11 protein-coding genes are annotated in these 14,870 nt (G+C 64.3%); 9 read left to right on the top strand and 2 right to left on the bottom strand.

Annotation, left to right across the window (positions count from 1 at the left end):
- Nucleotides 1-38: 38 nt before the first annotated feature.
- Together N2603_RS32000 and N2603_RS31995 are read right to left on the bottom strand one after the other, a co-directional pair.
- Nucleotides 39-1,772: a bifunctional protein-serine/threonine kinase/phosphatase gene (locus N2603_RS32000; protein WP_260424312.1), complete on the bottom strand. Its 1,734-nt coding sequence runs from the start codon at nucleotides 1,770-1,772 to the stop codon at nucleotides 39-41.
- A gap of 60 nt (nucleotides 1,773-1,832) precedes the next feature.
- Nucleotides 1,833-2,672: a formate/nitrite transporter family protein gene (locus N2603_RS31995; RefSeq protein ID WP_260385266.1), complete on the bottom strand. Its 840-nt coding sequence runs from the start codon at nucleotides 2,670-2,672 to the stop codon at nucleotides 1,833-1,835.
- 677 nt (nucleotides 2,673-3,349) lie between these two features.
- Here N2603_RS31995 and N2603_RS31990 point away from each other — a divergent pair.
- From N2603_RS31990 to N2603_RS31950, 9 genes are all read left to right on the top strand, one after another.
- Nucleotides 3,350-4,669: a CmpA/NrtA family ABC transporter substrate-binding protein gene (locus N2603_RS31990; RefSeq protein WP_260385265.1), complete on the top strand. Its 1,320-nt coding sequence runs from the start codon at nucleotides 3,350-3,352 to the stop codon at nucleotides 4,667-4,669.
- Nucleotides 4,670-4,730: 61 nt separating this feature from the next.
- Nucleotides 4,731-5,627, top strand: a complete 897-nt coding sequence (gene ntrB / locus N2603_RS31985; protein ID WP_260385264.1) for a nitrate ABC transporter permease — start codon at nucleotides 4,731-4,733, stop codon at nucleotides 5,625-5,627.
- A gap of 13 nt (nucleotides 5,628-5,640) precedes the next feature.
- Entirely contained in the window at nucleotides 5,641-6,435 is a 795-nt protein-coding gene (locus N2603_RS31980) for an ABC transporter ATP-binding protein (protein WP_018648209.1), read from the top strand.
- 337 nt (nucleotides 6,436-6,772) lie between these two features.
- Entirely contained in the window at nucleotides 6,773-8,164 is a 1,392-nt protein-coding gene (locus N2603_RS31975; RefSeq protein ID WP_260385263.1) for an MFS transporter, read from the top strand.
- A 178-nt stretch (nucleotides 8,165-8,342) separates the two neighbouring features.
- Nucleotides 8,343-8,771: a globin family protein gene (locus N2603_RS31970; protein ID WP_026312849.1), complete on the top strand. Its 429-nt coding sequence runs from the start codon at nucleotides 8,343-8,345 to the stop codon at nucleotides 8,769-8,771.
- Between the two features lie 10 nt (nucleotides 8,772-8,781).
- The gene (locus tag N2603_RS31965) at nucleotides 8,782-9,999 is read left to right on the top strand and encodes an NAD(P)/FAD-dependent oxidoreductase (protein WP_260385262.1); all 1,218 of its coding nucleotides are present in this window, start codon (nucleotides 8,782-8,784) and stop codon (nucleotides 9,997-9,999) included.
- A gap of 1 nt (nucleotide 10,000) precedes the next feature.
- A complete protein-coding gene (locus N2603_RS31960) occupies nucleotides 10,001-12,706 on the top strand; it encodes a nitrate reductase (RefSeq protein WP_260385261.1) in 2,706 nt (901 codons plus the stop codon).
- A gap of 364 nt (nucleotides 12,707-13,070) precedes the next feature.
- A complete protein-coding gene (locus N2603_RS31955) occupies nucleotides 13,071-13,967 on the top strand; it encodes an SMP-30/gluconolactonase/LRE family protein (protein WP_260424311.1) in 897 nt (298 codons plus the stop codon).
- Between the two features lie 19 nt (nucleotides 13,968-13,986).
- The gene (locus tag N2603_RS31950; protein ID WP_260385260.1) at nucleotides 13,987-14,826 is read left to right on the top strand and encodes an aldo/keto reductase; all 840 of its coding nucleotides are present in this window, start codon (nucleotides 13,987-13,989) and stop codon (nucleotides 14,824-14,826) included.
- Nucleotides 14,827-14,870 lie beyond the last annotated feature (44 nt).

Below are 14,870 nucleotides of genomic sequence, written 5' to 3'. Positions count from 1 at the left end.
GCCGGAAGCTACGTCAGCGCCTTGATGAGCACGTGCAGCTACCGCGCGTGCAACAGCGCCAGCAGCACGACGACGGCGCAGGCGAGCGCCGCCGAAATCAGCTTCCAGAACATCAGTGGGTTGCGCTCTAGGAGAGGCGTGATACGCGTGCTCAAATAGGCCGGGTTGGGCGTACGAAGCTCGAACACGAACTCGGACATGTCTTCGTGGCGCTTGTAGGGATCGGGATGGAGCGCCTTCCTGAGCGCGCCGTCGATCCAGCCCGGGATACCCCGCTCGGCGTCGATCGCGGGGCGGTATCTCAATTTCCACGCGTCCGATCGTCCCCGGATCTTGGCCAGCTGGGCGCCGTAGGGCAGATGCCCGGTGAGCATCTGGTAGCAGATGGCGGCCAGCGAAAACATGTCGGACCGGGGCGATCCGCCCTCGCCGAGAAAATACTCCGGCGCCGTGTATTGGACCGTGCCGAGAATTTCCGCGTCGGCCGATCTCGGCGCAGCTTCAGCGACGCCCGCGACCCTGACCGATCCGAAGTCGATGATCTTTGCGGTGCCGGTCTTGTCGATCAGCACGTTGTCGGGCCTGAGATCCTGATGCAGCATCTCCATCCGGTGGAAGGCGCGAAGCCCGGTGGCGATCTGCTCGATGATCCTGCGCACGGTCTCCAGATCGGGACGCGGGTTGTCGAGCATCCACTGCCGCAGCGTCTGTCCCTCGACGAATTCGGTCGCGACGTAAAGATAGTTGCGCCGCGTCGATCGCGATCGCGGCTTGAGCACGTACGGACTGTCGATCCGCCGCGCGATCCATTCCTCCATCAGGAAGCGTTTCAGATAGGCCTGGTTGTCGCGCAGGTCGATCGACGGAATCTTGAGCGCGACCGTCTCCTCGGTGTCCGCATCGACGGCGAGATAGATGTGGCTGCGGCTGCTGCCGTGGATCTCCCGGATGATCCGGTAGCCATCGAACATCGCCCGCGGCTCCAGCAGGGGCGGCAGGGGCAGCGCCGAGCTCTGATCGAAGACGCCGGATTCCTCCGGCACCGCATCGATGCGCAGGATCTGCACGGTGATGTTGTCGTCGCTGCCGCGCCGATAGGCTTCCTCGACGATCGCCTTCGCCGCGCCGTCGAGCTCGGCTGCATGCTCGTTGATCGCGTTCGTGACGAAACGCGGGTCGACGAATTCGTACGCACCGTCGGTTGCCAGCAGGAAGGTGTCGCCGGCCTGGACCTCGACCGTCTGGTAGTCGATCTCGAGCTGCGGATTGATGCCGAGCGCGCGGCCGAGATAGGTCTGCTCCGACGACACGATGATGCGATGATCGTCGGTCAGCTGCTCCAGCGCCTTGCCGGCAACGCGGTAGATACGGCAGTCGCCGACATGGAAGATGTGCGCGGTGGCTGCCTTGATGACCATGGCGCTGAGGGTGCAGACATAGCCCTTGTCGCGGTCATAGGCATATTGGCTCTTGCGCGTCTGCGCATGCAGCCAGGAATTGGTCGCCTCCAGCACGCGGCGGGCGGAGGTCTTCACCGTCCAGGATTCCGACGTGCAGTAATAGTCCATCAGGAAGCTCTTGACCGCCGACTCGCTGGCGATCTGGCTCACGCTGCTGCTGGAGATGCCGTCGGCGAGAACCGCCGCGATGCCCTTCAGGCTGAGCAGCGGCTCTTCCGGAATGAGGACGCCGTGAAAATCCTGGTTGATGGGCTTGCGACCCCTGTCGGAGTGCTGGCCGATCGAAATCTGGAGTCCGCGGGACATCGTCATCACCGGCAAGGGGGAGCCTCACCCTGATCGGGCGAGGCTCCCCTGTCGAGACGTATTCGATCAGGCCGCGACGCGGGGCTTCGCAGCCTTGTCGGCCTGGCGCTTCGGCAGGGTCATGACGTGCGTGGTGTAGAGGGTCATGCCGGTGAAGGCGAGGCCGCCGACGAGGTTGCCGAGCACGGTCGGGATCTCGTTCCAGATCAGATAGTCCATGATCGAGAACTTCGCGTGCAGCATCAGGCCCGACGGGAAAAGGAACATGTTCACGACGGAATGCTCGAACACCATGTAGAAGAACACCAGGATCGGCATCCACATCGCGATGACCTTGCCGGGAACCGAGGTCGAGATCATGGCGCCGACGACGCCGGTCGAGACCATCCAGTTGCAGAGCATGCCGCGCATGAACAGCGTCGCCATGCCGGCGGCGCCATGGGCGGCATAGCCGAGCGTGCGGCCTTCGCCGATGTTGCCGATCGCCGCGCCAACCTTGTCGGGCGCCTGGGTGAAGCCGAAGGTCGTCACGAAGGCCATCATGAAGGCCACCGTGAAGGCACCGGCGAAGTTGCCGACGAAGACGAGGCCCCAGTTGCGCAGGACGCCACCGATGGTGACGCCCGGGCGCTTGTCGATCAAGGCGAGCGGCGAGAGCACGAACACGCCGGTGAGCAGGTCGAAGCCCAGCAGATAGAGCATGACGAAGCCGACCGGGAACAGCAGCGCGCCGACCAGCGGCTGGCCTGTGTTCACGTTGATGGTGACGGCGAACCAGGCGGCGAGGGCGAGGATCGCGCCGGCCATGTAGGCCCGGATGATGGTATCCCGGGTGGACATGAAGATCTTGGACTCGCCCGCATCCACCATCTTGGTGACGAATTCCGAAGGCGCGAGATACGACATCAATGGTTCCTTTTGCTTCGTAAGTGAGATCGACACGCCCCCTCAGAGGACGCGGCTGAACGTCTTGGCCGTGCGGACGGTTCTGCCGCGCACGAGGGCTATGGAATGTCTGGAAGCTTTGGGAATCGCGTCACGAGGACTGAGCCGGAAGGGCCGCGAAGCAGATGAGCTTCCAAAATGCAGCCGCCAGAGGCTGCAACGATGCGGCAAGCCGCAGTCTTCGTTGACGCCCATAAAGAAGCAAATTGCGTGCCGTCGAGAGGCGCAAGAAAAGTAACGTTATATCAAGCTGATACGTCCCTCGCCGAATTCGGCCCGAGGCGCTTGGCAGCCTCCTGCTTAAGCGACTGCACAAGTTTTGTGCGCCGCACAAGGATTGGGCAGCGCGCAAATTTCGCAAGCGGGGCCTGCCTGCGACAGTCTGGCGCGGACTAGCTAAGTCACTAAAATTCTTGGTGTTTTGGCAGTGTCGAGCTTGGCATGAAGCTTGAATAGTTCCATGCCGACGCCATTGAAGCCGTCCCGCGAGACTTCTCATCCGATTTGCTGACGCCACCAGACGGGGGTCTCCCCCGTCGTGCGTTCGCATGCGCCAAAGACGGCGCCGCCGGACGGACGGGCTGCTCGTGTGCACTGACGCCATCAATTCTGCAACGACGCAAAGGACGACACCAACGATGACCAAGCGCATTCGCCGGCCCGCCGAGACTGGCCTCAGCCGCCGTCAACTATTGAAAGCCGCCGGCTCTACTGCAGCTCTCCTCGCCGCCGCCAAGCTCAATTTCCCCGCCGGCGCCTTCGCGCAGGATTCAGGCCCCGAGGTCAAGGGCGCCAAGCTCGGCTTCATCGCGCTCTCCGATGCCGGGCCGCTGTTCGTCGCCAAGGACAAGGGCCTGTTCGCCAAATACGGCATGCCTGACACTGACGTGCAGAAGCAGGCGTCCTGGGGCACGACGCGCGACAACCTCGTGCTCGGCTCCGAAGGCAACGGCATCGACGGCGCGCATATCCTCACCCCGATGCCGTACCTGATCTCGGCCGGCAAGGTGACGCAGAACAACCAGCCGACGCCGATGTACATCCTGGCGCGGCTCAATCTCGACAGCCAGTGCATCTCGGTCGCCAACGAATATGCCGACCTCAAGCTCGGCGTCGATGCCGCGCCGTTCAAGGCGGCGCTGGAGAAGAAGAAGGCCTCGGGCAAGGCGGTGAAGGCCGCCATGACCTTCCCCGGCGGCACCCATGACCTCTGGATCCGTTACTGGCTCGCCGCGGGCGGCATCGACCCCGACAAGGATATCGAGACCATCGTCGTGCCGCCGCCGCAGATGGTGGCCAACATGAAGGTCGGCACCATGGACTGCTTCTGCGTCGGCGAGCCCTGGAACCTGCAGCTGATCCACCAGAACATCGGCTACACCGCCGTCAACACCGGCGAGCTCTGGAACAAGCATCCGGAAAAATCCTTCGGCATGCGGGCGGCCTTCGTCGACAAATATCCGAAGGCTGCCAAGGCGCTGCTGATGGCCGTGATGGAAGCCCAGCAGTGGTCGGACAAGGCCGAGAACAAGGCCGAGCTTGCCGCCATCATGGGCAAGCGGCAGTGGATGAACTGCCCGGTCGAGGACGTGCTCGACCGCACTGCGGGCAAGTTCGACTACGGCATTCCCGGCAAGGTGGTCGAGAACTCGCCGCACATCATGAAGTACTGGCGTGATCACGCCTCCTATCCGTTCCAGAGCCACGATCTCTGGTTCCTCACCGAGGACATCCGCTGGGGCAAGTATGAGGCGAATTTCGACACCAAGGCGCTGATCGCCAAGGTCAACCGCGAGGACATGTGGCGCGATGCGGCCAAGACGCTCGGCGTCGCTGCCGCGGAAATTCCCACCTCCACTTCGCGCGGCAAGGAGACCTTCTTCGACGGCAAGGTGTTCGATCCCGAAAATCCGGCTGCCTATCTGAAGTCGCTCGCGATCAAGCGGGTCGAAGTCTGATGGAGCCTCGCGGCCGCCCACGGGCGGCCGCATCCTCTTTTGCAGCCGGAGAGATATTGCGATGAATATGCCTGCCACGAAGATTGAGGTTGAGACCGCGACGCCGGCGGCCACCGCCGCGCCTGTCGTCGCGATGACGCCGAAGCGCCCGCCGCGCAGTGAGGCCTACGCACGCATGGCAAGGGAAACCGCGGTGCGTGTCATCCCGCCGCTGGTCGTGCTCGCGCTGCTGACGCTGGTGTGGGAGCTGGTTTGCCGGAGAGCCGGCTCGGCGCTGCCGCCGCCGTCAAAGGTCTTCAAGGACACCAAGGAGCTGATCGTCGATCCGTTCTTCGACCATGGCGGCATCGACAAGGGCCTGTTCTGGCATCTCTCCGCCAGTCTCCAGCGCGTCGCGCTCGGCTATTCGCTCTCGGCGATCGCCGGCATCGCGCTTGGCGTGCTGGTCGGGCAATCGGTCTGGGCGATGCGCGGGCTCGATCCGCTGTTCCAGGTGCTGCGCACCATTCCGCCGCTCGCCTGGCTGCCGCTCTCGCTCGCCGCGTTCCGCGACGGCCAGCCCTCGGCCATCTTCGTCATCTTCATCACCTCGATCTGGCCGATCATCATCAACACCGCGGTCGGCATCCGCAACATTCCGCAGGACTACCGCAACGTCGCCGCGGTGGTGCAGCTCAACCCGCTCGAGTTCTTCTCCAAGATCATGATCCCGGCGGCCGCACCCTACATCTTCACGGGCCTGCGCATCGGCATCGGCCTGTCCTGGCTCGCGATCGTCGCGGCGGAAATGCTGATCGGCGGCGTCGGCATCGGCTTCTTCATCTGGGACGCCTGGAACTCCTCGCATATCAGCGAGATCATCCTGGCGCTGTTCTATGTCGGCATCGTCGGCTTCGTGCTGGACCGCCTGATCGCGAGCCTCGGCAAGATCGTTACCCGCGGCACCGCGACAAGCTAAGGGGAAGGGACACATGACCGCCTATCTGAAGCTCGACCACATCGACAAGATCTTCACCCGCGGCGCTGCGACGACCGAGGTGCTGAAGGACATCAACCTGACCATCGAGAAAGGCCAGTACGTCTCGATCATCGGTCATTCCGGCTGCGGCAAGTCGACCCTGCTCAACATCATCGCCGGGCTCACGACCGCCACCACCGGCGGCGTGCTGCTGGAGAACCGCGAGGTCAACTCGCCGGGGCCCGATCGTGCGGTGGTGTTCCAGAACCACAGCCTGCTGCCGTGGCTCACCGTCTACGAGAACGTCAGGCTCGGCGTCGACAAGGTGTTCGCCAGGACCAAGACGAGGGCCGAGCGCGACGCCTGGGTGATGCACAATCTCAACCTGGTGCAGATGGCCCATGCCAGGGACAAGCGTCCCTCGGAAATCTCCGGCGGCATGAAGCAGCGCGTCGGCATCGCGCGGGCGCTGGCGATGGAGCCGAAGGTGCTGCTGCTGGATGAGCCCTTCGGCGCCCTTGATGCGTTGACCCGCGCGCATCTGCAGGACTCGGTGATGGCGCTGCATCAGAAGCTCGGCAACACGATCCTGATGATCACCCACGACGTGGACGAGGCCGTGCTGTTGTCCGACCGCATCGTGATGATGACCAACGGGCCGAGCGCTCGCATCGGTGAGGTGCTGGAGGTGCCGCTGGCGCGTCCCCGCAAGCGGCTCGAGCTCGCGACCAACACCACGTATCTGAAGTGCCGGCAGCGCGTGCTCGAATTCCTCTACGAGCGTCATCGTTTCGTTGAGGCCGCGTAAACCAAAGTTTAATGCGCGAAACGTTCGCGCCTAAATAATCGACATCACGCTCAATCCTTGTGCGCCGCACAAGGATTGAGCGGATCGCAAATTTTGCGAGCGAAAAAGCCCTGCAAAAATTTCGGGCGATGCGAATAACGTGCTGAAATCCCTGTATTTCCAGCATGCGCGCAACTGGCACGGAAATTGAAGTGTACTTGCGCGACGCCAACGACGACGTCCCTCAACATCATCAATCAGCATCGTGAACTCGCCACCGGGGTGAAGCCTCGGAGCGCGCCTCCACGCGGAGGCTGAGCCTGCAACGACGCAGCGGTGAGCCTGGAAGGGATAATGTATGACCAAGAATTCGACTCTAAGTCAGACTTGGATTTCTGACTGGCGCCCCGAAGATGAGGCGTTCTGGAATGCGGGCGGCAAGACCATCGCCCGGCGTAACCTGATCTGGTCGATCGTCGCCGAACATATCGGCTTCTCGGTGTGGCTGATCTGGAGCATCGTCACCACCAAGCTGCCGCAGGCGGGCTTCCACTACACCACCGACCAGCTGTTCCAGCTCGTCGCGGTGCCGGGGCTGATCGGCGCCTTCATGCGCTTTCCTTATACATTCGCGGTCACGACCTTCGGCGGCCGCAACTGGACCATCTTCAGCGCGGCGATCCTGTTCATCCCGACGCTGTCGCTGGCCTATTTCGTCAGCCAGCCCGACACGCCGTTCTGGCTGATGCTGCTGGTCGCCTCGACGGCCGGTCTCGGCGGCGGCAATTTTGCCTCCAGCATGACCAACATCTCCTTCTTCTTCCCCGACCGGATGAAGGGGTGGGCGCTCGGCCTCAATGCCGCCGGCGGCAATATCGGCGTCTCCAGCGTGCAGCTTCTGACCCCGATCCTGATGACGCTCGCCGTCATCAACCTGTTCCAGGCAAGCCCGGTCGACGGCATCTTCCTGCAGAATGCCGGTCTGATGTGGGTGCTGCCGATCGCGATCGCGGTGTTCGGCGCGGTGTTCTTCATGAACAACCTGACCACGGCCAAGTCGTCGATCAGGAACCAGCTCGCGGTGGTCAAGCGCAAGCACACCTGGATCATGGCGTACCTCTACATCGGCACGTTCGGATCCTTCATCGGCTACTCCGCGGCGTTCCCGCTGCTGCTCAAGACGCAGTTTCCGTCGGTGACGATCTCGATCGCCTTCCTCGGCCCCCTGGTCGGCTCGCTGTCGCGCCCGTTCGGCGGCTGGCTCGCCGACCGGATCGGCGGCTCGGTCATCACCTTCTGGAATTTCATCGCGATGGCGGCGGCGACGGTCGGTGCGCTCTACTTCGTCGGGCACAAGGACTTCATCGGCTTCCTGTCGATGTTCCTGATCCTGTTCGTGACGACGGGCATCGGCAACGGCTCGACCTACCGCATGATCCCCTCGATCTTCCGTGAGCAGAACCTGTTCAAGGTGCGCGGCAAGGGCGATGCGGCACGTAGCGCCGCCCTGAAGACGGCGAGCATCGAGAGCGGTGCGGCGGTGGGCTTCATCGGCGCGATCGGTGCCGTCGGCGGCTATCTGATCCCGAGCGGCTTCGGCAAGTCGATCGCCCTGACCGGCGGTCCGCAGCTCGCGCTCGCGATCTATCTCGGCTTCTACGCCTCGTGCCTGGCTTTGACCTGGTGGTTCTATCTGCGTCGCAGCCCGCAGGGCGAAGGCGCGGCAGGCCTCGCCGAAGCGCGTGTCTGAGCATGATCCGGAAAAGTGTGAAGCGGTTTTCCGACCAGATCATGCTCAAAAAATAAGACTTGGTACGAATCTCGCTTCTCCCCGTACGCGGGGAGAAGACTCTCTGATGACGTTTGACCCATGAACCTTGTCCGCAACGGCGCGGACAAAGGCAGACCGAAACAGACAGGAGAACATCATGACGCCCGAACAGATTACCCTCATTCAGCAGAGCTTCGCCAAGGTCGCGCCGATCTCGGAGCAGGCCGCTGTGCTGTTCTACGATCGCCTGTTCGAGGTGGCGCCGCCGGTGCGCGCGATGTTTCCCGAGGACATGACCGAGCAGCGCAAGAAGCTGATGGGCATGCTCGCCGCCGTGGTCGGCGGCCTGTCGAACCTGGAGACGATCCTTCCCGCGGCCTCGGCGCTCGCCAAGCGCCACGTCGCCTATGGCGCCAAGGCCGAGCACTACCCCGTGGTCGGTGCGACCTTGCTGTGGACCCTGGAGAAGGGCCTTGGCGAAGCCTGGACGCCCGAACTCGCTGCCGCCTGGACCGACGCCTACGGCGTGCTGTCCGGCTACATGATGTCCGAGGCCTACGGCGCACAAGCGCAGGCCGCCGAATAGGAGATGCCTTGTGAGTGAACCGCTGGTCATCGTCGGTAACGGTATGGCGGCCGCGCGTCTGGTCGACGAGCTCGCCAAGACCGCGCTCGGCCGCTACGCGGTCGCCGTGATCGGCGAAGAGCCGCGGCTCGCTTACAATCGCGTGCTGCTCTCTTCCGTGCTGGCCGGCGAGACCGGCTCGCACGAGATCGAGCTCAGGCCGGCCGACTGGTGGCGCCATCGCGGCGTCACGGTGCGCTACGGCTATCGCGTCACCGAGATCGACACCGGCCGCCGCGAGCTCAAGATCGCGGGCGAAGAGAGCATGGAATATTCCAAGCTCGTGCTCGCCACGGGATCGACACCGCTGCGGCTGAATGTGCCCGGCGCCGATCTCGCCGGCGTGCACACGTTTCGCGACACGCGCGATGTCGACCTGCTGCTGACGCTGGCGGCGGCGAAGAAGCGCGTCGTCGTGGTCGGCGGCGGGCTGCTCGGCTTGGAGGCCGCCTACGGCCTCGCCAAGGCCGGCGCGCCGGTGACGCTGCTGCATCTGATGGATCGGCTGATGGAGCGTCAGCTCGATGCGCCCGCGGCCGACCTGCTCAAGACGCTGGTCGAGCGCAAGGGCATCCGCGTCCTGCTCAATGCCAGCACGAAGTGCATCCATGGCGACGGCCAGGTCGAGGCCGTCGAGCTTGCCGACGGCAGCCGCATCGAGGCCGATGCGGTGATCTTCGCCGCCGGCATCAAGCCCAACGTCGCGCTGGCGAAAGAGGCGGGGATCGCGGTTAATCGCGGCGTCGTCGTCAACGATGTGATGCAGACCTCCTCGTCCGACATTTTCGCGCTCGGCGAATGCGCCGAGCATCGCGGCACCTGCTATGGCCTGGTCGAGCCCGCTTATGAGCAGGCGCGCGTGCTGGCGCGGCATCTCGCCGGCCGGCCCGCCGCCTATCAGGGCAGCGTGGTCTCGACCAATCTGAAAGTCTCCGGCGTGAGCGTGTTCTCCGCCGGCGACTTCATGGGCGGGGAGGGCAGCGAGAGCCTCGTGCTGTCGGACCGCAGGCGCGGCACCTACAAGAAGCTTGTCATCGCCGACGGCCGGCTGACCGGCGCGGTGCTGATCGGCGATACCGTCGATGCGCTCTGGTATCTCGAGCTGATCCGCAATCGCGACAAGGTCGCGGCGATCCGCACCGACATGATGTTCGGCCGCGCGCTCGTGCAGCCTTCGAAAGCGGCTTGATATGACGGCGATCGACCCAAACCTCCGCACCACCAAAACGACATGCCCCTATTGCGGCGTCGGCTGCGGCGTGCTGGCGACACCCGATGGCAAGGGCGGTGCGGCGATCGCGGGCGATCCTGACCATCCCGCCAATTTCGGCCGGCTGTGCTCGAAGGGCTCGGCGCTCGGCGAGACCGTGGGGCTCGAGAGCCGGCTGCTCTATCCCATGATCCGCTGCAAGGGCGTGCTGGAGCGCGTCGCCTGGAGCGATGCGCTCGACCACGTCGCCCACCGCATGCAGCACATCGTGGCCCGCGATGGCGCCGATGCGGTCGCGTTCTATCTCTCCGGCCAGCTCCTCACCGAGGACTATTACGTCGCCAACAAGCTGATGAAGGGCTTTGTCGGCACGGCGAACGTCGACACCAATTCGCGGCTCTGCATGTCGTCCTCGGTCGCCGGCCATCGCCGCGCCTTCGGCGCCGACACCGTGCCCGGCTGTTACGAGGATCTCGACCAGGCCGATCTCTTGGTCTTCGTGGGCTCTAACGCGGCCTGGTGCCATCCCGTGCTGTTCCAGCGCATGCTGAAGAACCGTGGGGAGCGCGGCGCGCGCATGATCGTGATCGATCCGCGCCGCACCGATACCGCCAGCGACGTCGATCTGTTCCTCGGTCTCAAGCCCGGCACCGACACCGCGCTGTTCTCCGGCCTGTTCGTGCATCTCGCCGACAATGGCGCGCTGGACCGGGACTACATCGCGCAGAATACCAGCGGTTTCGATGACGCGCTGGCGCGCGCGCGCAACATCGCCGGCAGCGTGACTGCGACCGCGCTTGCCACGGGCCTCTCCGAGCAGGACGTCGCCACCTTCTTCAAGATGTTCCGCGACACTGAGAAGGTCGTCACGCTCTATTCGCAAGGGGTGAACCAGTCGGCGCAGGGCACCGACAAGGTCAATGCGATTCTGAACTGCCATCTCGCGACGGGCCGCATCGGCAAGCCCGGTGCCTCGCCGTTCTCGCTCACCGGCCAGCCCAACGCGATGGGCGGCCGCGAGGTCGGCGGCCTCGCCAACATGCTCGCCGCGCATATGGGCTTTACGCCGCCCGACATCGACCGTGTCAGGCGATTCTGGAAGGCGCCGCGCATCGCCACCCATGAGGGGCTGAAGGCGGTGCAGCTGTTCGAGGCCATCAACCGCGGCGAGGTCAAGGCTCTCTGGGTGATGGGCACCAATCCCGCGGTGTCGCTGCCCGATGCCGACTTCGTGCGCGAGGCGCTGAAGAAGCTCGAATTGTTCGTGGTGTCCGAGAACGTGCTCTCCAACGACACCGTCGAGGCCGGCCCGCACGTGCTGCTGCCGGCGCTCGCCTGGGGCGAGAAGTCGGGCACGGTGACCAATTCCGAGCGGCGCATCTCACGCCAGCGTTCGTTCCTGCCGGCTCCGGGCGAGGCGCGCCCCGATTGGTGGATCCTGAGCGAAACCGCAAAGCGCCTCGGCTTCGGCGACAGCTTTAACTACAAATCCGCGGCTGACATTTTCCGCGAGCATGCCGCGCTCTCCGCTTTCGAGAATGACGGCAGCCGCGATTTCGACATCGGCGCGCTGACCACGCTGTCGGATGACGCGTTCGACGCGTTGAATCCGGTGCAGTGGCCGGTGCGCGAAGGCGGGACGCCTGGCGAACGTTTCTTTGCGCAAGGCGGCTTCTTCACCAATGACGGCAAGGGCCGCTTCATTGCGCCGGAGGTGCCGACGCTGCGCGGTGAGACCGGTCCGTCGCGTCCCCTTAGGCTCAACACCGGGCGCATCCGCGACCAGTGGCACACCATGACGCGCACCGGCCTCAGCCAACGGCTGGGTGCGCATCTGCCCGAGCCGTTCGTCGAGATTCATCCCGATGACGCCGGCAAATACGGCATCGCCCACGACAGCTTTGCCCGCATCACCACCGATTACGGGCAGTGCATCCTGAAGGCCGTCGTCAGCGAAGGGCAGCAGCGCGGCACCCTGTTCGTGCCGATCCACTGGAGCGCGATGAATGCCTCGCACGGCCGCGTCGGCGCGCTGGTGCAGTCCTTCACCGATCCGTTCTCGGGGCAGCCGGAATCCAAAGCCACGCCGGCCGCGATCGCGCCCTATGAATTCGTCTTCCGCGGCTTCGCGCTGTCGCGCAAGCCGCTCGACCTGCCGCAGAACCTGTTGTGGACCCGCGTCACGGTGGCCGGCGGCTTCGGCTCCCTCTTTGCCGACAATGCGGACCTCGCGCGCTGGCCGGCCTGGCTCGATGGTGTTGCCGGTGAGGACGTTGCCGAGTACCGCGATTTCGGCGGCGGCGTTTATCGTGCCGCCTCGTTTGCAGGCGACCGCATCGAGACCTGCCTGTTCGTCGGCCCCGCACATGACGCCGGCGACTGGGAGGTGGTGAAGAGCCTGTTCGTGGCCGACCACGTCACCGACGATCAGCGGCGCATGCTGCTGTCGGGCAAGTCCAGCGAGGGCGCCGCTTCGACCGGCCCGATCGTCTGCGCCTGCTTCGGCGTCGGCCGCGGCACCATCTGCGACACCATCGCTGGCGGCGCACGCACCGCCGCCGAAATCGGCGCCAAGCTCAATGCCGGCACCAATTGCGGCTCGTGCATCCCCGAGCTGAAGCGCCTGATCGCGACGACGGAGGTCGTGCCGGCGAAGCAGGCAAAGGTCGCGAGCGCGGCGGGGTAGGTCCGGCTCTTTCCATCGTCATTGCGAGCGTAGCGAAGCAATCCAGAGTCTTTCCGCGACGGGATTCTGGATTGCTTCGCTGCGCTCGCAATGACCGTGTTGATGCAGGCGTGCCAAAACCATGGTCTCGTGCCCCGGACGCAGCGCAGCGTCCCTTCGACGGTGCGCTGCAGAGCCGGGGCCCATCCAACAGCGGAGTGTTTGGCTTTTCTGGGTCCCGGCTCTGCGCAGCAGCGTTTCACGCTGCAGCGCGTCCGGGACACGAGAGAGGTGGGGACGCAGCCATGCACTCCGCCTAATCGACGCGACGTCGATTGTCGCCTATGCTGCCGCGCGCTCCCCCTCAACAACCATAACAACAATGATGTACCTGGAAACGCCGCCGCGCCTGATCGAGACCAGGCTGTTCTCCGCGATGCCCGACAAATTCCGCCGCAACGGCGAGCGGACCGATTGGGCTGACGCCAATCGGCCGGGTGTGCCGACGGACTCCTTCATCGAAGGCCCGTCGTTCGACACGGACGGTAATCTCTACATCGTCGACATTCCCTTCGGCCGCATCTTCCGTATCGCGCCGGACGGCGAATGGTCGCTCGTGATCGAATATGAGGGCTGGCCGAACGGGCTGAAGATCGCAGCCGACGGCCGCATTCTTGTCGCCGACTACATGCATGGCATCATGGAGCTCGATGCGAAGGCCGGGCGCATCAAGTCGATCCTGACCGCGCGCAATTCGGAGTCGTTCCGCGGCTGCAACGATCTGCATCTCGCCTCCAACGGCGACATCTATTTCACCGATCAGGGCCAGACCGGCCTGCACGATCCGAGCGGCCGCGTCTATCGGCTGGCACCGAGCGGCCGGCTTGATTGCCTGCTCGACACCGGCATCAGCCCGAACGGTCTCGTGCTCGATCCAACCGAGACGGTGCTGTTCGTTGCGATGACGCGCGACAACGCGGTGTGGCGGCTGCCGTTCATGAACGACGGCAGCGTGTCGAAAGTCGGCCGCTTCTGCGCGCTGTTCGGCACCAGCGGTCCTGACGGCATGACCATGGATGCGAAGGGGCGCCTGTTCGTCGGCCATGCCTCGCTCGGACACGTCTTCGTGTTCGCGCCGAACGGGGAGCTGATCGCGCGGATCAAGTCGTGCGCAGGCCCGAACTGCACCAATGTCGCCATCGGTGGCGAAAACAGGGATCGACTCTATATCACGGAGTCTGCGACCGGCAGCGTTCTGGTGGCGGATATCGGCGGTCTCTAGAGCATCTGAAGGAATAAACATGAACACAAAACCCTTCGGCAAAACCAACGCCAACGTCTCCGTCATCGGGCAGGGCACCTGGTATCTCGACCATGGCGACCGCAAGCGCGCGATCGCGGCGCTTCAGCGTGGGCTCGATCTCGGCATGACCCACATCGACACCGCCGAGATGTATGGCGATGCCGAGCTCGTCATTGCGGATGCGATCGCGGGCCGCCGCGATGAAGTCTTCCTCGTCTCTAAGGTGCTGCCGAGCAACGCCTCGCGCCGTGGAACCATCACGGCGTGCGAGCGCTCGCTGAAGCGGCTCAAGACCGATCGGCTCGACTGTTATCTCTTGCACTGGCGCGGGTCCTATCCGCTCGAAGACACCGTCGCCGCGTTCGAGGATCTGGTGACATCGGGCAAGATCAAATCCTGGGGCGTCTCGAATTTCGATGCCGATGATCTCGACGAGATTCTCGATGTCTCGGGCGAAGGGCGGATCGCCTGCAATCAGGTGCTCTATCATCTGAAGGAACGCGCCATCGAGCATGCAGTGATTCCGTGGTGCGAGCAGCATGGCGTTGCCGTCGTCGCTTATTCGCCGTTCGGCCACGATGATTTCCCGGCGAGCAACAGCAAGGGCGGCGCCGTGCTCGCGCGCATCGCGGAGGCGCGTCGTGCGACACCGCGTCAGGTCGCGCTGAGCTTCCTCACCCGTGCGACTACGGTGTTCGCGATTCCGAAGGCCTCGTCCGCGGAACACGCCGGCGAGAATGCGGCGGCTGGTAATCTCGTGCTGACGAAAGAGGAGATTTCGGCGCTCGATGCGGCGTTTCCGCGCGGTCCGAAGCCGCGCAGCCTGCCCATGCTGTAGTGCACAAACGCCCATTATTAATGGAGTATTGACGCGCGCGGCGA

The organism is Bradyrhizobium huanghuaihaiense, assembly GCF_025200885.1.
In the GTDB taxonomy this organism is placed as follows: domain Bacteria; phylum Pseudomonadota; class Alphaproteobacteria; order Rhizobiales; family Xanthobacteraceae; genus Bradyrhizobium; species Bradyrhizobium huanghuaihaiense.
The sequence above is the reverse complement of the archived record's forward strand: the minus strand, read 5'-3'. Positions and strand labels throughout refer to the sequence as shown.

Bases quoted from the DNA above. Each gene is read 5' to 3' on its own strand.
- N2603_RS31980 (WP_018648209.1), top strand. From the start codon at position 5,641: ATGACCGCCTATCTGAAGCTCGACCACATCGACAAGATCTTCACCCGC.
- N2603_RS31955 (WP_260424311.1), top strand. From the start codon at position 13,071: ATGTACCTGGAAACGCCGCCGCGCCTGATCGAGACCAGGCTGTTCTCC.
- N2603_RS32000 (WP_260424312.1), bottom strand. From the start codon at position 1,772: ATGACGATGTCCCGCGGACTCCAGATTTCGATCGGCCAGCACTCCGAC.
- ntrB (WP_260385264.1), top strand. From the start codon at position 4,731: ATGAATATGCCTGCCACGAAGATTGAGGTTGAGACCGCGACGCCGGCG.
- N2603_RS31970 (WP_026312849.1), top strand. From the start codon at position 8,343: ATGACGCCCGAACAGATTACCCTCATTCAGCAGAGCTTCGCCAAGGTC.
- N2603_RS31950 (WP_260385260.1), top strand. From the start codon at position 13,987: ATGAACACAAAACCCTTCGGCAAAACCAACGCCAACGTCTCCGTCATC.
- N2603_RS31975 (WP_260385263.1), top strand. From the start codon at position 6,773: ATGACCAAGAATTCGACTCTAAGTCAGACTTGGATTTCTGACTGGCGC.
- N2603_RS31990 (WP_260385265.1), top strand. From the start codon at position 3,350: ATGACCAAGCGCATTCGCCGGCCCGCCGAGACTGGCCTCAGCCGCCGT.
- N2603_RS31995 (WP_260385266.1), bottom strand. From the start codon at position 2,672: ATGTCGTATCTCGCGCCTTCGGAATTCGTCACCAAGATGGTGGATGCG.
- N2603_RS31960 (WP_260385261.1), top strand. From the start codon at position 10,001: ATGACGGCGATCGACCCAAACCTCCGCACCACCAAAACGACATGCCCC.